The following is a 20,264-nucleotide window of genomic DNA, read 5'->3' as shown; positions in this document are numbered from 1 at the left end:
ATCTTAGTCTTCAACAATACTTGCTGGTGGCCAATTCTCAAGACGCATGCCTAAAGATAAGCCACGAGAGGCGAGTACATCCTTAATTTCAGTAAGTGATTTCTTACCAAGATTAGGAGTTTTAAGTAACTCAACTTCAGTACGTTGCACTAAATCACCAATATAATGAACTGCTTCTGCTTTTAAGCAATTAGCAGACCGAACAGTTAATTCCAAATCATCTACTGGACGTAAGAGAACTGGATCAAATTCCGGTTTATCTTCTTTCACTTCTGGTTGACGCACATCACGTAAATCAACGAAAGCTTCAAGTTGTTCAGCCAAAATAGTTGATGCACGACGAATAGATTCCTCAGGATCGATAGTCCCATTTGTTTCCATATCGATAACAAGCTTATCTAAATCCGTGCGTTGTTCCACACGAGCAGCATCAACAGAATATGCGATACGCTCTACAGGGCTATAACATGCATCAACTAACAAACGACCTATTGGTCGTTCTTCATCTTCTGACTTAACGCGAGCAGAAGCAGGGACATAACCACGTCCTCGTTGTACACGAATACGCATACTAATTGAAGCATTGGCATCAGTAAGATGACAAATTACTAAATCAGGATTAACAATTTCAACATCACCATCGTGAGTGATATCAGATGCGGTTACTGCACCAATACCTGATTTATTTAACGTCAGCATAACATCATCTTTAGTATGTACACGCACTGCTAATTTTTTTAAATTAAGCAAAATATCAAGTACATCTTCTTGAACGCCTTCTTTAGTACTGTACTCATGCAGAACACCGTCAATTTCAACTTCGGTTACTGCATATCCCGGCATAGATGATAATAAAATGCGGCGTAGTGCATTACCTAAAGTATGACCAAAACCACGTTCAAGTGGCTCTAAAGTCACTTTGGCGTGTGTTTGGCTGTATTGAACAACATCAACTAGGTGAGGTTTTAAAAACTCTGTTACAGAACCCTGCATTATGTCCTCTCTTAAGTGCTAAACTTTACTTAGAGTAAAGTTCGACGATCAAATGTTCGTTGATGTCAGCAGATAAATCTGAACGTTCTGGTAAGCGTTTAAATACGCCTTCCATTTTGCTAGCATCAACTTCTAACCATGTTGGTTTTTCACGTTGTTCAGCTAACTCTAAAGCGGCTTTAATACGTGCTTGTTTTTTTGACTTTTCGCGAACACTAATCACATCTTCAGGTGAAACTTGGTAAGATGCAATATTTACAACGCGACCATTAACAAGAACAGCTTTATGACTAACTAATTGACGAGCTTCAGCGCGAGTAGCACCAAATCCCATGCGATAAACAACGTTATCTAAGCGACGTTCTAAAAGACCAAGTAGGTTTTCACCTGTATTGCCTTTAATACGCGCTGCGCTTTTGTAGTAATTACGGAATTGACGTTCTAAAATTCCATAAATACGTCTAACTTTTTGTTTTTCACGTAACTGAACACCATAATCTGATAAACGCGGTTTACGCGCACCATGTTGCCCAGGAGCTTGTTCTAATTTACATTTACTGTCAACCGCTCGGACACCAGATTTAAGGAATAAATCTGTACCTTCGCGACGACTTAATTTGAGTTTTGGTCCCAAATATCTTGCCATTTTATTTCTCCAATAATCCTAAACATTCAATGTTTAATAAATTAAACACGACGTTTCTTTGGTGGACGACAACCGTTATGAGGAATCGGAGTAACATCAGTAATGTTAGTGATGCGATAGCCCGCAGCATTTAATGCACGAATTGTTGACTCACGACCAGGACCAGGTCCTTTTACCATAACTTCCAGATTTTTAATTCCGTAATCTTTGACAGCTTCAGCACAACGTTCCGCTGCTACTTGAGCTGCAAAAGGTGTTGACTTACGAGAGCCACGGAAACCAGAACCACCAGCGGTTGCCCAACCTAACGCATTACCTTGACGATCGGTAATAGTTACGATTGTATTGTTGAATGATGCATGAATATGAGCTATACCATCAGAAACTTGCTTTTTTACACGTTTACGTGTACGAACAGGTGTCTTTGCCATTTAATTATACCTCAATTATTTCTTGATTGGCTTACGCGGTCCCTTACGGGTACGAGCGTTAGTCTTTGTGCGTTGACCGCGAACAGGAAGTCCACGACGGTGACGCATGCCACGATAACAACCAAGGTCTAATAAACGCTTGATACTCATAGTTACTTCACGACGTAAATCACCTTCAACGGTAAATTTAGCGACTTGTTCACGTAACTTTTCAATCTGATCTTCAGATAGTTCTCTGATCTTAACATTTTCAGGAATACCGGCTTCAGAACAAATTGTCTTAGCACGGGTAGCTCCAATACCATAAATCGCTTGTAAAGCAATCACAGCATGTTGTTGATCAGGAATGTTAATGCCTGCTATACGGGCCACTATGCACTCCTTTATTGTTAATGTTTAGCAAATTCACCATACTGAAAAGCCCGTTTTCAGGATACTCAAACGGTGAATTCACAACTAAATCTAAGCTGGCTATTCTAGCCAGCTTTACTATACTTTGGCAAGAAAAATATGCAAATCAACTTCCAGTTAAATAAATTAACCTTGACGTTGTTTATGTTTACCTTCAACGCAAATAACACGAACAATGCCATTACGTTTAATGATTTTACAATTTCTGCATAATTTCTTGACTGAAGCACGAACTTTCATATTTTTCTCCGTAACTTCTGGCTAACTTACCGACCGTAGCCTTTAAGATTCGCTTTCTTTAACATTGACTCATAACGATTTGGCATCATTAAAGTCTGTACTTGTGCCATAAAATCCATGATTACAACAACAACAATTAATAACGATGTTCCACCAAATTGGACTGGAACTTTCATTGCACTTGTCATAAACATTGGAATCAAACAAACAACAGTAATATATATCGCGCCAATTAGTGTTAAACGAGTCATCACTTTGTCAATATACTTAGAAGTTTGTTCGCCTGGGCGGATACCTGGAATAAATGCACCAGATTTTTTAAGCTGATCTGCTGTTTCCCTCGGATTGAAAACCAATGCTGTATAAAAGAAACAAAAGAAGATAATTGCCGCCACAAAAAAGATTATATATAACGGTTCATCATGAGAGAAATATTGATTGATAAGTACCATAATATATCTCCAGCCTTCACCATCTCCTTGGAACCAAGAAGCCATCATAGATGGTAACATAACAATTGTTGAAGCAAATATTGCAGGAATGACACCTGCCATATTAATCTTTAATGGTAAATGCGTGCTTTGCGCCGCATAAATACGACGACCTTGTTGTCGCTGTGCATAGTTAACAACAATACGACGTTGACCACGCTCAACAAAAACAACAAAATAAGTCACACCAACCACTAAGGCAGCGACCACTAATAGTAAAATCGGGTGCAGTGAACCAGAACGAGCTTGTTCAATAGTTTCATATATTGCATGAGGAAGACCAGCCACAATACCAGCAAAGATAATGATCGAAATACCATTGCCTACGCCTCGCTCTGTGATCTGCTCACCTAGCCACATAAGAAACATAGTGCCAGTAACTAAGCTAACCGATGCAATAAAATAGAAAGAAAATCCAGGATTAATCACTACATGACCGTAATCTGGATGATTAGGTAAACCAGTCGCAATACCAACAGCCTGCACTATCGCTAGCCCTAATGTACCATAACGCGTATACTGACTAATTTTCTTACGACCTGATTCACCTTCTTTCTTCAATTCTGACAATTTAGGACTAATTGTAGTTAATAGCTGCACTATAATCGATGCAGAAATATAAGGCATTATCCCTAAAGCAAAAATTGAAGCACGGCTTAAAGCACCACCAGAGAACATATTGAACATACCAACAATACCATTTGAAGATGCTTTTGCTAGTAAGTCCGATAACGCTTTAGTATCAATACCAGGAACTGGAACGTAAGAACCTAGACGAAAAACAATAAGCGCTAAAAGCACAAACATTAAGCGTCTTGTAAGCTCACCGCTACCACTTCGTGCTCTTTGAAAATCTAATCCTGGTTGCTTTGCCATCTTTCTAATTATTCCTCAATTTTTCCGCCAGCAGCTTCAATTGCAGCTTTAGCACCTTTAGTTACTCGAATACCACGAACAGTTACTGGTTTAGTTACTTCGCCAGATAACATGATTTTTGCATATTCGATATGTGAATTAATCACATTTGCAACTTTTAAGCTATTTAAGTCAACAATATCGCCTTCAACCTTCATCAAATCAGAAAGACGAACTTGAGCTGTAACTAAAGCTTTACGTGAGGTAAAACCAAATTTTGGTAAACGACGATATAAAGGCATTTGACCACCTTCAAAGCCACGGCGAACGCCACCACCTGAACGAGATTTTTGACCTTTAACACCACGAGTACCTGTTTTACCTAACCCAGAACCAATTCCTCGGCCTAGGCGTTTCGGTGCATGCTTTGAACCTTCAGCAGGAGATAAAGTATTTAAACGCATTACTATTACTCCTCAACTTTAACCATGTAATAAACTTGGTTTACCATACCGCGAATTGCAGGAGTATCCTCACGCTCAACAGTATGACCAATACGACGTAATCCTAATCCAACTAACGTTGCTTTATGCTTCGGTAGACGACCAATAGAACTACGGGTTTGTGTAATTTTAATTGTTTTTGCCATGGTTAATTACCCCAAAATTTCTTCGACGGTTTTACCACGCTTAGCAGCAACCATTTCTGGTGATTTCATATTTTCTAAGCCATCAATAGTTGCACGAACCACATTAATTGGGTTAGTAGAACCATATGCTTTAGCTAGAACGTTACGAACACCAGCAACTTCTAAAACGGCACGCATCGCACCACCAGCGATAATACCGGTACCTTCTGATGCTGGTTGCATATAAACACGAGAACCTGTGTGAGCACCTTTAACTGGATGCTGTAAAGTATCGTTGTTTAAAGCAACATTAATCATATTACGACGTGCTTTTTCCATTGCTTTTTGAATTGCTGCTGGCACTTCACGTGCTTTACCATATCCAAAACCTACGCGGCCATTACCGTCACCAACAACTGTTAGTGCAGAAAAACTAAAAATACGACCACCTTTTACGGTTTTAGAAACTCGGTTAACTGCGATTAGTTTTTCCTGCAGTTCACCAGCTTGTTTTTCGATGTTTGACATCTTTAACTCCTACCTTAGAACTGTAGGCCAGCTTCGCGAGCAGCATCTGCTAGCGCCTGAACTCGACCATGATATTGGAAACCTGAACGATCAAATGAAACTTCTTTGATATCTTTCGCTAATGCACGCTCTGCAATTGCTTTACCAACCGCCGCTGCTGCATCTTTGTTTCCGGTGTATTTTAAACTTTCACTGATAGCTTTTTCTAATGTAGAAGCGGCTGCCAGTACTTCTGATCCGTTTGGTGCGATAATTTGCGCATAAATATGACGCGGAGTGCGGTGAACTACCAAGCGAGTTGCAAGTAATTCATGCATCTTGCGACGCGCTTTAGTTGCACGACGGATACGAGCTGATTTCTTATCCATAGTGTTACCTTACTTTTTCTTAGCTTCTTTAGTACGCACAACTTCATCTGCGTAACGAACACCTTTACCTTTATAAGGTTCAGGACGACGATAAGCACGGATATCTGCAGCCACTTGTCCAATTAACTGTTTATCAGCACTTTTCAGTACAATTTCAGTTTGAGAAGGACATTCAGCTGACACACCTGCAGGTAATTGATGTTCAATTGGATGTGAATATCCAAGAGATAAACCAATTGCATTACCTTTAACTTGTGCACGATAACCGACACCAACTAGCTGAAGTTTTTTAGTAAAACCTTCAGTAACACCAATAATCATCGCATTAATCAATGCACGAGCCGTACCAGCTTGAGCCCAAGCATCAGCAAAGCCATCGCGAGGAGCAAATTTAATTTGACCCTCTTCTTGATTAATCACAACAGCATTATTTATTGTGCGAGATAATTCGCCATTTTTACCTTTAATCGTAATTACCTGACCATCGAGTTTTACCTCTACGCCAGCAGGAACAACGACAGGTGCTTTTGCAACACGAGACATTTTTTTCTCCCTTACGCTACGTAGCAGATAATTTCACCACCAAGACCCGCTTGGCGTGCTGCACGATCAGTCATAACACCTTTAGAAGTAGAAACAACTGCGATACCTAATCCAGCCATAACTTTTGGCAATTCATCTTTACGCTTATAAATACGTAAACCTGGACGGCTAACACGTTTAATACTTTCTACAACAGCTTTGCCTTGGAAATATTTCAAAGTAATTTCCAATTCTGGCTTAGTGTCACCAACAACTTTATAGTCCCCGATATAACCTTCTTCTTTTAGCACATTGGCAATTGCCACTTTTAGCTTAGAGGAAGGCATGGTGACTGCAACTTTATTCGCAGATTGACCATTACGAATACGGGTCAACATATCTGCTATAGGATCTTGCATGCTCATCTATAACACTCCCCTGATTACCAACTTGCCTTTTTAAGACCAGGAATCTCACCACGCATGGCTGACTCGCGAACCTTAATACGGCTTAAACCAAACTTACGAAGGACGCCATGAGGACGACCAGTTTGACGACAACGACGACGTTGACGTGATGGACTAGAATCACGAGGAAGCGTTTGCAATTTAAGCACTGCATTCCAACGATCTTCATCTGATGCATTAAGATCAGAGATAATCGCTTTTAATTCTTGACGCTTTGCAAAATATTTTTCTGCTAGCTTTACGCGTTTCTTATCGCGTTCAATCATTGATTGTTTAGCCATTATGCCCTACCTTACTTACGAAATGGGAAGTTAAAGGCAGATAATAAAGCTCGGCCTTCTTCATCTGATTGTGCACTAGTTGTGATAGTAATATCTAAACCACGAACACGATCAACTTTATCATAATCGATTTCAGGGAAAACGATTTGTTCACGAACACCCATGCTATAGTTACCACGACCATCAAAAGATTTTGCGCTTAAACCGCGGAAATCTCGAGTACGAGGAAGAGCAATATAAACTAGACGTTCAAAAAATTCCCACATACGTTCGCCACGTAAAGTGACTTTACAACCAATAGGATACCCTTGACGGATTTTAAAACCAGCAACTGATTTGCGTGCTTTAGTGACAAGTGGTTTTTGACCACTGATTGCTGCTAAATCTGCAACAGCATTATCTAATAATTTCTTATCAGTAATTGCTTCACCCACACCCATATTCAAGGTGATCTTTTCGATCCGAGGGACTTGCATGACAGATTTGTAGCCAAACTGTTCTTGCAGTTTATTTACTACCTGTGCTTTGTAGTAATCATGCAGTTTCGCCATCGTACACTCCAAATTACTTAATTGATTAATTCATTAGTAGACTTATAAAAACGGACTTTTTTACCGTCTTCAAAACGAAAGCCTACGCGATCTGCTTTGCCTGTAGCTGGGTTGAAAATTGCCACGTTAGAAACATTAATTGCTGCTTCTTTTTCAACAATTCCACCTTCTTGATTTAATGCAGGTACTGGTTTTTGGTGTTTTTTCACCAAATTAATACCTTCAACAATCACTTTACCTGTAGACAAAACGCTTTTTACTTTACCGCGTTTACCTTTATCTTTACCGGTTAACACGATAACTTCATCTTCTCGACGGATTTTCGCTGCCATTACCCGCTCCTTACAGTACTTCTGGTGCTAATGAAATGATCTTCATAAACTTCTCAGAGCGAAGTTCACGAGTGACCGGTCCAAAAATACGCGTACCAATCGGTTGCTCACTGTTATTGTTTAAAATAACACAAGCATTACGATCGAAACGAATGACAGATCCATCAGGACGACGAACACCTTTTCTAGTGCGCACTACAACAGCTTTAAGCACATCACCTTTCTTAACTTTACCACGAGGAATTGCTTCTTTAATGGTAACTTTGATGATATCACCTACCGCTGCATAACGACGGTGCGAGCCACCGAGAACCTTGATACACATTACACTACGTGCGCCAGAGTTATCGGCAACATCTAGCCTAGTCTGTTCTTGGATCATTTTAATGCTCCGTATAAATAAATTATTGTCTAATCTACCTTCATCCACCTCAACTACCATGGATAAGAATAGACAACCAAAAACCCACTTATGTGAGGGCGTATAGTATAACACCACTCATATAAAATGGATAGCATAAAATAAACGGCTACTAAGCCGTTTATTATATTATGTACAGTTTTCAATCAAAAAGATTAAATAACTGCTTTTTCAACGATTCGAACAAGAGTCCAAGATTTGGTTTTTGATAATGGACGACACTCTTTAATTTCTACAGTATCACCAATACCACACTCGTTGTTTTCATCATGTACATGCAATTTAGTCGTACGTTTAATGAACTTACCATATAACGGATGCTTCACTTTACGTTCAATAGCTACAGTTATAGATTTATCCATTTTGTCGCTAATAACACGACCTTGCTGAGTACGAATTTTTACTTCAGTAGTCATATTACGCACCCGCCTTCTCAGTTAATAACGTTTTAACACGTGCAATATTACGACGCACTTGTTTTAACATATGAGTCTGTGTTAACTGACCTCCAGTTAATTGCATACGTAAGTTAAATTGCTCACGTAATAAATTAAGAAGTTCAGTATTTAACTCTTCAACGCTTTTTTCGCGTAGCTCTTTTGCTTTCATTTACATCACCGTCTTAATCACAAAGGTGGTTTTAATTGGCAGTTTTGCAGCTGCCAACGCAAATGCTTCACGAGCAACTTCTTCCGGTACACCGTCCATTTCATAAAGGACTTTACCTGGTTGAATCTGAGCAACCCAGTATTCAACGTTACCCTTACCTTTACCCATACGCACTGCAAGTGGTTTTTCAGTAATTGGTTTATCAGGGAAAACTCGAATCCAGATTTTACCTTGACGCTTAACTGCACGAGTCATTGCACGACGTGCCGCTTCGATCTGGCGCGCAGTCAAACGACCACGACCTACAGCCTTAAGACCGAATGTACCGAAACTAACATCAGTACTTACAGCAAGACCACGATTGCGGCCCTTGTGCACTTTACGGAATTTTGTACGCTTTGGTTGTAACATCAGCGACGCTCCTTATTGTTTTCGGCCTTTGCGCTGCTTTTTCGGTTGAGCAGCAGGTTGTTTTTCTGCTTGTTCAACGGCAGCCATACCACCAAGGATCTCACCTTTGAAGATCCACACTTTAACACCAATAATACCATAGGTAGTTAATGCTTCAGACAATCCATAGTCGATATCAGCTCGTAAGGTATGTAAAGGCACACGACCTTCACGGTACCACTCACTGCGAGCAATTTCAGCGCCGCCTAAACGACCACTTACTTCAACTTTGATACCTTTAGCACCCGCTTTCATTGCGTTTTGTACCGCACGTTTCATAGCGCGACGGAACATAACACGGCGTTCTAACTGAGAAGTAATGCTGTCAGCAACTAATTTTGCATCAAGTTCTGGTTTGCGAACTTCTGCAATATTAATTTGTACCGCAACATCACGCTTCTCTTTTTTGTCTTTATATTTATTGACAATAGAAGCTACGGCATTACGTAATTTTTCAACGTCCTCACCTTTTTTACCAATCACAATCCCTGGACGAGCGGTGTGAATAGTAATTCGAACGTTAGTTTCTGCTGAACGGTCGATCACAATTTTAGAGATTGACGCTTGAGCTAATTCTTTATTTAAGAACTCACGCACTCTAAAATCACTTTCTAAATTATCAGCGAATGTCTTTGTACCCGAATACCATGTAGATGTCCAAGGCTTGACAATGCCTAATCGGATACCATTTGGATTTACTTTTTGACCCATTGCTATTCTCCAGCCTAGCGATCTGAGACGATCACGGTGATGTGACTCGTACGCTTCAAAATTCGATCTGCACGACCTTTCGCACGAGGCATAATGCGCTTCATGGTTGGACCTTCGTCTACGAAAATTTTCGCAACTTTTAGATCATCAATATCAGCACCATCGTTATGCTCTGCATTAGCAATAGCAGACTCTAATACTTTTTTAACAAGTACAGCCGCTTTTTTATTGGTGTACGTTAAAATATCTAGTGCCTGAGACACTTTCTTACCGCGAACAAGATCTGCAACTAAGCGAACTTTTTGTGCAGAAGAACGAGCGTGGCGGTACTTTGCAATTGTTTCCATCTCTTTCTCCTACTTATTTCTTCTTAGCTTTCTTATCAGCTGCGTGACCGCGATAAGTACGAGTCGGCGCGAATTCACCCAATTTATGACCAACCATTTCATCGGAAACATAAACTGGAACGTGCTGACGACCATTATGGACAGCGATGGTCAAACCGATCATGTTAGGAAAGATCGTTGAACGACGGGACCAAGTACGAATTGGTTTCTTGTCCCCGCTTTCCACCGCTTTCTCTACCTTCTTCAGCAAGTGTAGGTCAATAAAAGGACCCTTCTTGAGAGAACGTGGCATAGCTAATCCTCTATATTAATTATTTCTTATTGCGACGGCGAACAATATACTTATCAGTACGTTTGTTGCTACGCGTTTTCAATCCTTTGGCTTTTTGACCCCATGGAGACACAGGATGTTTACCAAAGTTACGACCTTCACCACCACCATGTGGATGGTCTACCGGGTTCATTGCTGTACCACGAACAGTAGGACGAACACCACGCCAACGCGTTGCACCCGCTTTACCTAGTACGCGAAGCATATGTTCTGAGTTACCCACTTCACCAATAGTGGCGCGGCAATCAGATAATACTTTACGCATTTCACCTGAACGTAGACGTAATGTTACATAAGCACCATCACGTGCAACGATTTGCACATAGCTACCAGCCGAGCGAGCAAGTTGTCCGCCTTTACCTGGTTTCATTTCAATGTTATGCACGGTAGAACCGACTGGAATATTGCGCATTGGTAAACAGTTACCTGTTTTAATTGATGCATCAACACCAGATTGGATCTGATCACCTGCTTTTAAGCCTTTAGGCGCTAAAATATAACGACGTTCACCGTCTTTATATAAAACCAATGCAATATTTGCACTACGGTTTGGATCATATTCCAAACGTTCAACAACTGCTGGAATACCATCTTTATTACGCTTAAAGTCGACAATACGATAATGTTGCTTATGACCACCACCGATATGACGGGTAGTGATTCGACCATTATTATTGCGACCACCAGTTTTGCTTTTTGAATCAAGCAACGGTGCATAAGGCTTACCTTTATGCAACTCTGGGTTAACCACTTTAACAACGTGGCGACGACCCGGAGATGTAGGTTTACACTTAACAACTGCCATTGTTCTTACTCCTCCGAATTACTCAGCGACGCCAGCAAGGTCTAAATTTTGACCTTCTGCTAAAGTAACGTAAGCTTTTTTCCAGTCGCTACGGCGACCGATTTGTTGACCACGACGTTTAACTTTGCCTTTAACAACAAGTGTATTAACGTCATCTACTTTAACTTCAAATAGTTGTTCAACTGCGGCTTTAATCTCTCTCTTAGTAGCATCTTTAGCAACTTTCAATACTAATGTATTTGTTTTTTCCATTGAAATAGATGCTTTTTCAGAAACATGTGGTGCTCGCAGGACTTTAAGCAGACGCTCTTCACGAATCATGCTAACATCTCCTCTACTTGTTTAACGGCATCAACAGTGATAACCACTTTGTCAAATGCAATCAAACTAACTGGATCAATACCTGCTACATCACGCACATCAACTTTATGCAAGTTACGTGCTGCTAAGAAAAGATTTTCATCAACTTCAGAAGCGATAATAAGAACATCATTAAGATTCATATCATTTAATTTCTGAGTTAATAATTTAGTCTTAGGTGCTTCAACAGTAAATGTTTCAACCACAACTAAACGTTCTTGACGCACTAATTCAGAGAAAATACTCTTTAATGCACCACGATACATTTTACGGTTAACTTTTTGGCTATGATCTTGTGGTTTTGCTGCAAATGTTACACCACCACTACGCCAAATTGGGCTCTTAATAGAACCTGAACGAGCACGACCAGTGCCTTTTTGACGCCATGGTTTTTTACCTGAACCAGCGATTTCTGCACGAGTTTTTTGTGCGCGTGAGCCTTGACGAGCAGCAGATGCATAAGCAACAACTACTTGGTGAACTAACGCTTCATTAAACTCACGTCCGAAGGTAGTTTCGGAAACAGAAAGCGCTTGCGCGTCTCTTACTACTAATTCCATCTCTATCTCCTCGACGTTAAGCCTTGATTGCCGGTTTAACAATTACGTCACTATTGATTGCACCAGGAACTGCACCTTTAATTAATAAAAGGTTACGTTCTGCATCAACACGCACAATATCTAAGTTTTGAACTGTTACACGTTCATTACCTAAGTGACCTGCCATTTTACGACCTTTAAACACTTTACCCGGAGTTTGGTTTTGACCGATAGAGCCATGACCACGGTGTGCCAAAGAGTTACCATGAGTCGCATCTTGAGTACGGAAATTCCAACGTTTAGTAACGCCAGCAAAACCTTTACCTTTAGATGTTCCAGTAACATCAACTTTTTTAACGTCAGTAAAAATATCAACGTTAATACTTTGACCTACAGTAAATTCACCTTCTTCAAAACGGAATTCCCATAGACCACGACCAGCTTCAACGCCAGCCTTAGCGAAATGACCTGCTTCAGGTTTATTTACGCGGCTTGCTTTTTTACTGCCAGTAGTAACCTGAATAGCTTGATAACCATCATTCTCAAGGGTTTTAACTTGAGTAATACGATTACTTTGAACTTCTACTACGGTGACAGGAATAGAAACACCCTCTTCAGTGAAGATTCGTGTCATTCCTACTTTACGACCGATTAAACCAATCATTGTTTCGACCTCTCAATCATTCAGCCTAGGATTAACCTAAACTGATCTGCACATCAACACCGGCAGCAAGATCTAGACGCATTAAGGCATCAACTGTTTTTTCAGTTGGCTCAACAATATCAACTAGACGCTTATGAGTGCGAATCTCATACTGATCACGCGCATCTTTGTTAACGTGCGGAGAGATCAATACAGTGAAACGCTCTTTGCGTGTCGGTAATGGAATAGGACCACGAACCTGCGCACCTGTGCGCTTCGCAGTTTCTACAATTTCAGCAGTTGATTGATCAATCAAACGATGATCAAACGCTTTTAACCGGATACGGATTCTTTGGTTCGACATGAGACCAGAGCTCCATTATTTAAAAGTTATAACAAAAGACTACTCCTCTTTCCCTGTTTCGATTGACAGGAGAGTGTAATCCGTTCTTTTTCGTAACCCCCAAATCGGGAGTATTGTCGATATAATTAACTATTTTCTGATGTAGAAATTATATCTTTTCATCATTTGTTTATATAAAGGCAATAAACAAAGTGGGCTGATTATACCCTGTTAATTAACTAACGGCAAGAAATAAATACAGATATTTAGAATCGAAAGATATGGCTGTTTGCTTGATTATCGGTTCAAAATTATGAAATTTAAAACGAATCACCAAGCTTAATATTATTCTTTACATCAAATTATAGGTAGATAATCATTCTGACTATTAATTAATGATCTTCTTTGGCGTGATTAAGGCTATATCTTGGAATTTCGACTTCTAGATCTTCATTCGCTACACGAGCTTGACAACTTAAACGGCTATGAGGCTCAACTCCCCAGGCTTTGTCTAACATATCATCTTCTTGCTCATCACTTTCCTCAAGTGACTCGAACCCTTTACGAACAATACAGTGACATGTAGAACAAGCACAGGACATCTCACAAGCATGCTCGATTTCAATATCATTGCGCAATGCCACGTCTAAAATAGATTCACCTTCCTGCGCTTCAACAGTTTTTCCTTCGGGGCAAAGATCGGCATTGGGTAAAAAAGTAATTTTTGGCATAATAATCTCGTTAGTTAAATATCATCAACTTTATGGCCAGCTAAGGCACGATGGATTGACCTATCCATTCGTCTAGCGGCAAAATCTTGTGTCACACTATCAACAATTTTAATGTACTTTTCAATTGTATAACTATCATCTGACTCACGTGCTACTTGCAATTGGCGCTGAGCAGCTAAAATTTGACTAAGTTCGTTATCGTTTAATAAATCAGCATCTTTGGCTAAAGCACCTTGTAAACTCTCTAGCACACGTGCCGCCTCAACTTTTTTTTCAGCAAGCATTCTGGCTTGTTTATCTTGCTGTGCATGACTAATTGAATCTTGAATCATGGTTGCAATCTCTTTATCGGTCAGCCCGTAAGAAGGCTTAACTTGGATTGTAGCTTCTACACCAGTTGATTTTTCCATCGCCGTAACACTTAATAAACCATCAGCATCAACTTGAAAAGTCACCCGTATATGTGCACCGCCAGCGGGCATAGCAGGAATTCCCCTCAATGTAAACCGAGCTAAGGAGCGACAGTCGGCAACACTTTCACGCTCACCTTGCAAAACATGAATCATCATGGCTGTTTGACCATCTTTAAAAGTGGTAAATTCTTGCGCTCTTGCACATGGAATAGTGCTATTACGAGGAATAATCTTTTCGACCAATTCCCCCATAGTTTCAATCCCTAAAGACAATGGAATAACGTCAAGTAGCAACATATCAGAATCAGATTTATTCCCTACTAATATATCCGCTTGAATGGCAGCTCCAACAGCAACAACTTTATCTGGATCAATAGACGTTAACGGCTGGGTTTTAAAATAATCACCAACTAATTCTCTTACTAACGGTACGCGAGTAGAACCACCAACCATAACGACTTCAAGCACTTCATCCACGCCTATTTGCGCATCTTTTAACGCCCGACGGCAAACAGCCAAAGTGCGTTTAACTAATGGCTCTATTAATTGTTGAAAATGCTGACGAGTAATAGTTAATGATTGATTATTAAGTGTAAACATAGCAACATCTTCATTGCTCAGTAATATTTTTATATCCGTCGCTTTATTGCTAATATTTTGGTTAATAATAGGATCTATATTATCAGTTAAGCCAAATTCCTTTTTTATATAATCAGCAAGCAACCTATCAAAATCATCACCACCAAGAGCAGAATCACCACTGGTTGCTAGCACTTCAAAAACGCCTTTATTTAGGCGAAGAATCGAAATATCAAAAGTTCCGCCACCTAAATCATAAACGGCAATGACCCCTTCTTTTTTAGAATCTAAGCCATAAGCAATGGCCGCGGCAGTTGGTTCATTTAATAAGCGAAGCACATGTAAACCAGCTAATTTTGCTGCATCTTTAGTTGCTTGCCTCTGGGCATCATCAAAGTAAGCTGGCACAGTTATCACAGCACCGTCAATTTCACCGTTTAAACTTTCTCTTGCTCGTTCGGCGAGTGCAACCAAGATATCAGCAGAGACTTGTACTGGATTGACCTGACCATTAGGCAGATTTAATAACGGGACACCACTTTCTGTTTGCGAAAAGGTATAAGGAAAATGGGATTGTTCTATATCTGCTAAACTTCTACCCATTAATCGTTTAACAGAACTAACCGTATTTTGGGGATCATTTATAGCATTGGATTTGGCATATTTACCAATAGTAATAACAGGGTTATCATCATGATCAACACCGTAATGTACAACCGATGGCAACAATGAATCGCCTTGCAAATCGGGTAAAACCTCGGCTTGCCCACTACGAACCGTTGCTACGAGTGAATTAGTTGTACCAAGATCGATACCCACTGCAATGCGACGCTGATGTGGCATTGGTGTTTGTCCTGGTTCACTAATTTGTAATAATACCATTTAATCTATCTCTATTGATTCATCATTTATCGTAAATTATAAATCAAATTGTTTGTCTTGTAACTTTTCGATTTGTTCAATCAATCGAGCTAGATAACGAAGCTTATAGATTTGATTAAGCGCACTTTGCCAATCTTGTTTTACTATGTCTTGTTTTACTATGAGTTGTAATAATTGGTTATATACCATTTTTTCACGTTCGATAATTTCTTTATGAAAGTCATCTAATGCTTGAAAATTAGCTTGGTTTTCAATACTATCAAGCTTCTCACGTAAAGCAAATTGCTCCATTAAAAAATCGGCATCATGAATGATATTTTTTTCTGTGGCAACATCAAAACCTTGCAAAGATAGATAATATTCCGCAGCTTTAATTGGATTTTTTAAGATTTGATAACCATCATTAATCGCTGCTGATTTTTGCACCATTGCCACTTTATCACTATCGGTTGCAACAGCAAAATTGTCTGGATGATATTGCCGTTGTAACTGCTGATAATGAGTTGTTAACAGCGCTACATCCACCGGTAATTGAGGTGGTAAATTGAATAGCTCGAAGTAATTAACCATAACTAGTCCAACTACACATTAAAGCTTTCGCCACAACCGCATTCGTGCTTTGTATTAGGATTATTAAACTTGAAACCTTCATTTAATCCTTCTTTAACAAAATCAAGTTCAGTACCATCAATATAAACTAAGCTCTTTTTATCCACGATAACTTTGACATGTTTATCTTCAAAAACACTATCATCATCATTAATCACATCGGCAAACTCTAAAACATAGGCCATACCTGAGCAACCGGATGTTTTAACACCTAATCGTAATCCAATACCTTTTCCACGATTAGCTAAAAAAGCTTGAACACGATCAGCAGCGCTATTAGTCAATGTGATTGCCATTAACGTTGTCCTTTTTTCGTTTTATAGTCATCGATTGCTGCTTTAATCGCATCTTCGGCTAAGATCGAGCAGTGAATTTTAACAGGCGGTAAAGCCAACTCTTCAGCAATATCCGTATTTTTAATCGCTTCGGCCTCATCTAATGATTTACCTTTAATCCATTCGGTTACTAAAGAGCTTGATGCAATTGCGCTACCACAACCATAGGTTTTAAACTTAGCGTCCTCAATAATGCCATTATCATTCACTTTGATTTGTAAACGCATTACATCGCCACACGCAGGCGCCCCAACCATGCCACTACCGACATTAGGATCATTTTGATCAAAAGAACCTACATTACGAGGGTTTTCATAATGATCAACAACTTTTTCACTGTATGCCATAATTTGCTCCTAATATTAATGGGCTGACCATTTAATTTTTGTTAAATCAACACCATCTTTAAACATTTCCCAAAGTGGCGATAAATCTCTTAATTTATCAATAGAATTTTTAATTAATTTAATCACATAGTCCACTTCTTCTTCAGTACTAAATCGACCCAATGAAAAACGAATTGAGCTATGTGCAAGCTCATCATTAAGCCCTAATGCACGTAGCACATAAGAAGGCTCTAAGCTCGCAGATGTACATGCCGAACCAGATGAAACTGCTAAATCCTTTAAAGCCATCATAAGCGATTCACCTTCAACATACGCGAAACTCACATTTAAAATATTTGGTACACTGTGTTCCAAAGAACCATTAAGGTAAACTTCTTCGATATCTTTTAACCCATTCCATAAACGATTTTTTAGCGCTAAAAGGCGAGGCATTTCAGCTGCCATTTCTTCTTTGGCTATATGGTACGCTTCACCCATGCCGACAATTTGGTGCACAGGTAACGTGCCTGAGCGCATACCCCGCTCATGACCACCGCCATGCATTTGCGCTTCAATTCGCACACGAGGTTTACGTCTTACATAAAGTCCACCAATTCCTTTTGGACCATAAATCTTATGACCAGAAAATGACATTAAATCAACTTTTAACTTGGCCACATCAATGGGTAATTTACCTACAGATTGCGTTGCATCAACATGAAAGACAATGCCTCGTTCACGGCACATTTCACCAATTTTCTCGATGTCTTGAATAACACCTGTTTCATTATTAACATGCATAATAGATACAACAGTTGTATCACTACGCATTGCCTCTGCAAGTTTATCTAAATCAAGAATACCATCTGATTCAGGAGCTAAATAAGTTACTTCATAACCTTCTCGCTCAAGCTGGCGACAAGTATCAAGCACGGCTTTGTGCTCAGTTTTACAAGTAATAATGTGCTTACCTTTCGCTTGATTAAAATGAGCAGCGCCTTTGATCGCTAAATTATCGGCTTCAGTTGCACCAGATGTAAAAACAATTTCTCGTGAATCAGCACCAATAAGATCAGCAATTTGATTGCGAGCAATATCAACTGCTTCTTCTGCTTGCCAACCAAATTTATGAGAACGAGATGCCGGGTTACCAAAAATCCCATTTGGGGTTAAATACTGCATCATTTTTTCAGCAACTCTAGGATCAACAGGGGTTGTCGCTGCATAATCCATATAAATAGGTAGTTTCATTAATCACTCCCAATGACAAATTCTATATTCTATTTTTATTAATTGATCTGAACGTGTTGTATATTACTTTGTCGGCTAGCAACGGCTTTAACTTCTTTATCATTAACCAATTCACTTAACGTAATGCTAGTTAAAAAGTCCTCAATTCGCTCACTTAGTTCATTCCACAATGTGTGAGTTAAACATCTCACACCACCTTGGCATCCATCTTGCCCATGACATTTTGTTGCATGCACTGTCTCATCAACAGCTTTAACAATTGAGCTAATCGCAATTTGATCCATAGAGCGACTCAATATATAACCGCCACCAGGACCTCTAACACTCTGTACTAAGCCATTTTTACGTAAACGAGCAAACAATTGTTCAAGATAAGAAAGTGAAATTTCTTGACGTTCTGAAATCTCTGCAAGTGATACAGGCCCTGAATCAGCATGTAATGCAACATCAAGCATTGCTGTCACCGCATATCGTCCTTTTGATGTCAATTTCATTAATCATTCCCCTATGCGTTATCGCTTTATTGTATATATCCATTTAATTTAGTCAAGTATTTAGTTGAGTATTTTAGTAGGAATTAAGCCGTTAGTTGATTATCGACGAATCGTAACAGAATATGCTAATCTAACGAACTAAATTAATATAGGAGTTAAGGGATGAAATTAGTATTACGTTATTTTTTGATAATATGTCTACTTTGTACATGTAGTATTTACACAGGTAGTGTTTACGCAGACAGGTCGCAAAAGGAGCAACGAGAACATTATCAAAAATGGCTTAATTCCTATCAATCGCTTAATTTTGAAGACCAACAAATATTGCTTTCTAGCATAAAAAATTATCCATTATATCCTTATGCTGCTGTACAGTTTTTTCAAAAAAATATCAAATTGGTTTCACCTGAAATGGTAAGTGACTTTGTTAACCAATATAAGGACTTTCCATTAACAGACTCACTAATACAATCTTATCTAACAGAACTAAGTTCTCGTCAAGACTGGAATTCAATCATTTCTTTTCCAAAAGATAATTCTATTCTCTCTAATTGTCGCTATCAGTATGCATTACTACAACAAGGAAATAACCAAACTACCTTCAGTACTATCGAATCACTTTGGAAGACTGGCAAAGAGCTTCCTTCTGCATGTGATCCATTAATCAACGCTTGGACTCAAGCAGGTAAACGAACAGCTAATTTAATACTATTACGCATTGAACTTGCTATTGAAGCAAATAATTTAAAATTGGCCAAACATCTAACTAACCTACTTGATGACAACAACAAAACAACTAAAATCAATTTGCTCGCTGTACTTGATAATCCCAAAAAATTAGAGGATTTTTCAAAAAATATTAAAGCTAGCACCTTCACTAAAAAAGTAGTCTTAGCATCATTCCCTCGCTTAGTAAAAACTGATATGAATTTAGCTGCATTGTTATTGCCAAAATTAGTTAAACAGCAGGCGTTAACTGAAGTAGAGCAAGCTGAATTACAAAAGAGTTTAGCCAACAGCTACTTTAAAGATTCCGCTACTAATGAACAAATAAAATGGCGTGATAGCTATATTACTAAATATCATGATACGGCATTGGTCGAAAAGCGTATCCGCCTTGCCATAGATGCCTATAACTTTTCTGATATTGCCTATTGGCTAGCGCAATTATCACCAGAAGATCAATTAAAAGAAGAATGGCAATACTGGCAAGCTCGAGTATTACTCAATAATAAACAAAAAAATGAAGCTAATAAAATTTTACAAGCGCTCACAAACAAACGTGGATTTTATGGCATGATAAGTGCACAAACACTTAACCAACCTTATTTACTTAAGAAC

General features: G+C 39.2%; 35 protein-coding genes. 1 reads left to right on the top strand and 34 read right to left on the bottom strand.

Translation table 11 applies throughout. From position 1 onward, the window contains the following. Positions 1 to 3 precede the first annotated feature (3 nt). The 34 genes from A9G30_RS01275 to iscR form a co-directional block, all read right to left on the bottom strand. A complete protein-coding gene (locus A9G30_RS01275) occupies positions 4 to 993 on the bottom strand; it encodes a DNA-directed RNA polymerase subunit alpha (RefSeq protein ID WP_065567149.1) in 990 nt (329 codons plus the stop codon). Positions 994 to 1,018: 25 nt separating this feature from the next. Then, complete coding sequence (gene rpsD, locus A9G30_RS01270; RefSeq protein ID WP_065567150.1) at positions 1,019 to 1,639, bottom strand: 30S ribosomal protein S4; 621 nt, start codon at positions 1,637 to 1,639, stop codon at positions 1,019 to 1,021. 41 nt (positions 1,640 to 1,680) lie between these two features. Continuing rightward, positions 1,681 to 2,070 carry a 30S ribosomal protein S11 gene (gene rpsK / locus A9G30_RS01265; protein ID WP_025314405.1) on the bottom strand — a complete coding sequence of 130 codons (390 nt, stop codon included), beginning with the start codon at positions 2,068 to 2,070 and terminating at the stop codon, positions 1,681 to 1,683. A 15-nt stretch (positions 2,071 to 2,085) separates the two neighbouring features. Beyond that, the gene (gene rpsM, locus A9G30_RS01260; protein ID WP_065567151.1) at positions 2,086 to 2,442 is read right to left on the bottom strand and encodes a 30S ribosomal protein S13; all 357 of its coding nucleotides are present in this window, start codon (positions 2,440 to 2,442) and stop codon (positions 2,086 to 2,088) included. Positions 2,443 to 2,607: 165 nt separating this feature from the next. After that, positions 2,608 to 2,721, bottom strand: coding sequence for a 50S ribosomal protein L36 (rpmJ, locus tag A9G30_RS01255; protein WP_025314403.1), 114 nt, complete (start codon positions 2,719 to 2,721; stop codon positions 2,608 to 2,610). Between the two features lie 26 nt (positions 2,722 to 2,747). Next, positions 2,748 to 4,088: a preprotein translocase subunit SecY gene (gene secY / locus A9G30_RS01250; protein ID WP_065587792.1), complete on the bottom strand. Its 1,341-nt coding sequence runs from the start codon at positions 4,086 to 4,088 to the stop codon at positions 2,748 to 2,750. Positions 4,089 to 4,096: 8 nt separating this feature from the next. Continuing rightward, the gene (rplO, locus tag A9G30_RS01245; RefSeq protein ID WP_065567153.1) at positions 4,097 to 4,531 is read right to left on the bottom strand and encodes a 50S ribosomal protein L15; all 435 of its coding nucleotides are present in this window, start codon (positions 4,529 to 4,531) and stop codon (positions 4,097 to 4,099) included. Positions 4,532 to 4,536: 5 nt separating this feature from the next. Next, entirely contained in the window at positions 4,537 to 4,716 is a 180-nt protein-coding gene (gene rpmD / locus A9G30_RS01240) for a 50S ribosomal protein L30 (protein WP_025314400.1), read from the bottom strand. 6 nt (positions 4,717 to 4,722) lie between these two features. Next, positions 4,723 to 5,223, bottom strand: a complete 501-nt coding sequence (rpsE, locus tag A9G30_RS01235; RefSeq protein WP_025314399.1) for a 30S ribosomal protein S5 — start codon at positions 5,221 to 5,223, stop codon at positions 4,723 to 4,725. Between the two features lie 14 nt (positions 5,224 to 5,237). Beyond that, complete coding sequence (gene rplR / locus A9G30_RS01230) at positions 5,238 to 5,591, bottom strand: 50S ribosomal protein L18 (RefSeq protein WP_025314398.1); 354 nt, start codon at positions 5,589 to 5,591, stop codon at positions 5,238 to 5,240. Between the two features lie 9 nt (positions 5,592 to 5,600). Beyond that, on the bottom strand, positions 5,601 to 6,134 hold the full coding sequence (gene rplF / locus A9G30_RS01225) for a 50S ribosomal protein L6 (RefSeq protein ID WP_065587791.1): 534 nt from the start codon (positions 6,132 to 6,134) through the stop codon (positions 5,601 to 5,603). A gap of 11 nt (positions 6,135 to 6,145) precedes the next feature. Then, positions 6,146 to 6,538 carry a 30S ribosomal protein S8 gene (gene rpsH, locus A9G30_RS01220; RefSeq protein WP_065567155.1) on the bottom strand — a complete coding sequence of 131 codons (393 nt, stop codon included), beginning with the start codon at positions 6,536 to 6,538 and terminating at the stop codon, positions 6,146 to 6,148. Between the two features lie 17 nt (positions 6,539 to 6,555). Next, a complete protein-coding gene (rpsN, locus tag A9G30_RS01215) occupies positions 6,556 to 6,861 on the bottom strand; it encodes a 30S ribosomal protein S14 (RefSeq protein WP_025314395.1) in 306 nt (101 codons plus the stop codon). A gap of 11 nt (positions 6,862 to 6,872) precedes the next feature. Then, positions 6,873 to 7,412, bottom strand: coding sequence for a 50S ribosomal protein L5 (gene rplE / locus A9G30_RS01210; protein ID WP_065558584.1), 540 nt, complete (start codon positions 7,410 to 7,412; stop codon positions 6,873 to 6,875). Positions 7,413 to 7,429: 17 nt separating this feature from the next. Beyond that, positions 7,430 to 7,744 carry a 50S ribosomal protein L24 gene (rplX, locus tag A9G30_RS01205; RefSeq protein ID WP_065567156.1) on the bottom strand — a complete coding sequence of 105 codons (315 nt, stop codon included), beginning with the start codon at positions 7,742 to 7,744 and terminating at the stop codon, positions 7,430 to 7,432. Positions 7,745 to 7,754: 10 nt separating this feature from the next. Continuing rightward, positions 7,755 to 8,126, bottom strand: a complete 372-nt coding sequence (gene rplN, locus A9G30_RS01200) for a 50S ribosomal protein L14 (RefSeq protein WP_025314392.1) — start codon at positions 8,124 to 8,126, stop codon at positions 7,755 to 7,757. 194 nt (positions 8,127 to 8,320) lie between these two features. Continuing rightward, positions 8,321 to 8,581, bottom strand: coding sequence for a 30S ribosomal protein S17 (gene rpsQ / locus A9G30_RS01195; protein ID WP_034911151.1), 261 nt, complete (start codon positions 8,579 to 8,581; stop codon positions 8,321 to 8,323). A 1-nt stretch (position 8,582) separates the two neighbouring features. Further along, positions 8,583 to 8,774 carry a 50S ribosomal protein L29 gene (gene rpmC, locus A9G30_RS01190; protein ID WP_065567157.1) on the bottom strand — a complete coding sequence of 64 codons (192 nt, stop codon included), beginning with the start codon at positions 8,772 to 8,774 and terminating at the stop codon, positions 8,583 to 8,585. Beyond that, a complete protein-coding gene (rplP, locus tag A9G30_RS01185; protein ID WP_034911153.1) occupies positions 8,775 to 9,185 on the bottom strand; it encodes a 50S ribosomal protein L16 in 411 nt (136 codons plus the stop codon). Positions 9,186 to 9,197: 12 nt separating this feature from the next. Next, a complete protein-coding gene (rpsC, locus tag A9G30_RS01180; protein WP_034884234.1) occupies positions 9,198 to 9,935 on the bottom strand; it encodes a 30S ribosomal protein S3 in 738 nt (245 codons plus the stop codon). Positions 9,936 to 9,949: 14 nt separating this feature from the next. Next, complete coding sequence (gene rplV / locus A9G30_RS01175; RefSeq protein ID WP_034884235.1) at positions 9,950 to 10,282, bottom strand: 50S ribosomal protein L22; 333 nt, start codon at positions 10,280 to 10,282, stop codon at positions 9,950 to 9,952. 13 nt (positions 10,283 to 10,295) lie between these two features. After that, positions 10,296 to 10,574: a 30S ribosomal protein S19 gene (gene rpsS / locus A9G30_RS01170; protein WP_024496505.1), complete on the bottom strand. Its 279-nt coding sequence runs from the start codon at positions 10,572 to 10,574 to the stop codon at positions 10,296 to 10,298. Positions 10,575 to 10,593: 19 nt separating this feature from the next. Next, positions 10,594 to 11,418 (bottom strand): 50S ribosomal protein L2, encoded by an 825-nt coding sequence (rplB, locus tag A9G30_RS01165; protein ID WP_065558580.1) that lies wholly within the window; start codon positions 11,416 to 11,418, stop codon positions 10,594 to 10,596. A gap of 18 nt (positions 11,419 to 11,436) precedes the next feature. Then, on the bottom strand, positions 11,437 to 11,739 hold the full coding sequence (gene rplW, locus A9G30_RS01160; protein ID WP_034885052.1) for a 50S ribosomal protein L23: 303 nt from the start codon (positions 11,737 to 11,739) through the stop codon (positions 11,437 to 11,439). Further along, positions 11,736 to 12,338: a 50S ribosomal protein L4 gene (gene rplD, locus A9G30_RS01155; protein WP_065567158.1), complete on the bottom strand. Its 603-nt coding sequence runs from the start codon at positions 12,336 to 12,338 to the stop codon at positions 11,736 to 11,738. The genes rplW and rplD overlap by 4 nt, the downstream gene beginning before the upstream one ends. A gap of 16 nt (positions 12,339 to 12,354) precedes the next feature. After that, on the bottom strand, positions 12,355 to 12,981 hold the full coding sequence (rplC, locus tag A9G30_RS01150; protein WP_065567159.1) for a 50S ribosomal protein L3: 627 nt from the start codon (positions 12,979 to 12,981) through the stop codon (positions 12,355 to 12,357). A 31-nt stretch (positions 12,982 to 13,012) separates the two neighbouring features. After that, entirely contained in the window at positions 13,013 to 13,324 is a 312-nt protein-coding gene (gene rpsJ, locus A9G30_RS01145; RefSeq protein ID WP_006120582.1) for a 30S ribosomal protein S10, read from the bottom strand. 371 nt (positions 13,325 to 13,695) lie between these two features. Next, the gene (gene fdx / locus A9G30_RS01140; RefSeq protein ID WP_065567160.1) at positions 13,696 to 14,034 is read right to left on the bottom strand and encodes an ISC system 2Fe-2S type ferredoxin; all 339 of its coding nucleotides are present in this window, start codon (positions 14,032 to 14,034) and stop codon (positions 13,696 to 13,698) included. Positions 14,035 to 14,048: 14 nt separating this feature from the next. After that, complete coding sequence (gene hscA, locus A9G30_RS01135) at positions 14,049 to 15,908, bottom strand: Fe-S protein assembly chaperone HscA (RefSeq protein WP_065587790.1); 1,860 nt, start codon at positions 15,906 to 15,908, stop codon at positions 14,049 to 14,051. 36 nt (positions 15,909 to 15,944) lie between these two features. Further along, complete coding sequence (gene hscB, locus A9G30_RS01130) at positions 15,945 to 16,478, bottom strand: Fe-S protein assembly co-chaperone HscB (protein WP_065587789.1); 534 nt, start codon at positions 16,476 to 16,478, stop codon at positions 15,945 to 15,947. 11 nt (positions 16,479 to 16,489) lie between these two features. Beyond that, positions 16,490 to 16,813 carry an iron-sulfur cluster assembly protein IscA gene (gene iscA / locus A9G30_RS01125; RefSeq protein ID WP_065579537.1) on the bottom strand — a complete coding sequence of 108 codons (324 nt, stop codon included), beginning with the start codon at positions 16,811 to 16,813 and terminating at the stop codon, positions 16,490 to 16,492. Then, the gene (iscU, locus tag A9G30_RS01120; protein ID WP_065567163.1) at positions 16,813 to 17,199 is read right to left on the bottom strand and encodes a Fe-S cluster assembly scaffold IscU; all 387 of its coding nucleotides are present in this window, start codon (positions 17,197 to 17,199) and stop codon (positions 16,813 to 16,815) included. Before iscU ends, iscA begins: the two co-directional genes overlap by 1 nt. A 15-nt stretch (positions 17,200 to 17,214) precedes the next feature. Continuing rightward, positions 17,215 to 18,429, bottom strand: a complete 1,215-nt coding sequence (locus A9G30_RS01115) for an IscS subfamily cysteine desulfurase (RefSeq protein ID WP_065587788.1) — start codon at positions 18,427 to 18,429, stop codon at positions 17,215 to 17,217. A gap of 38 nt (positions 18,430 to 18,467) precedes the next feature. Further along, positions 18,468 to 18,923: a Fe-S cluster assembly transcriptional regulator IscR gene (gene iscR / locus A9G30_RS01110; protein WP_065567165.1), complete on the bottom strand. Its 456-nt coding sequence runs from the start codon at positions 18,921 to 18,923 to the stop codon at positions 18,468 to 18,470. A 162-nt stretch (positions 18,924 to 19,085) separates the two neighbouring features. Here iscR and A9G30_RS01105 point away from each other — a divergent pair. Next, positions 19,086 to 20,264, top strand: a 1,179-nt coding sequence (locus tag A9G30_RS01105) for a hypothetical protein (protein WP_141671938.1), incomplete at its 3' end; no start/stop codon positions are given.

The sequence above is a fragment of the Gilliamella sp. Fer4-1 genome, assembly GCF_001690515.1.
GTDB classification, from domain to species: domain Bacteria; phylum Pseudomonadota; class Gammaproteobacteria; order Enterobacterales; family Orbaceae; genus Gilliamella; species Gilliamella apicola_C.
Note: the sequence above shows the minus strand (reverse complement) of the source record. Positions and strands in the feature narration are given on the sequence as shown.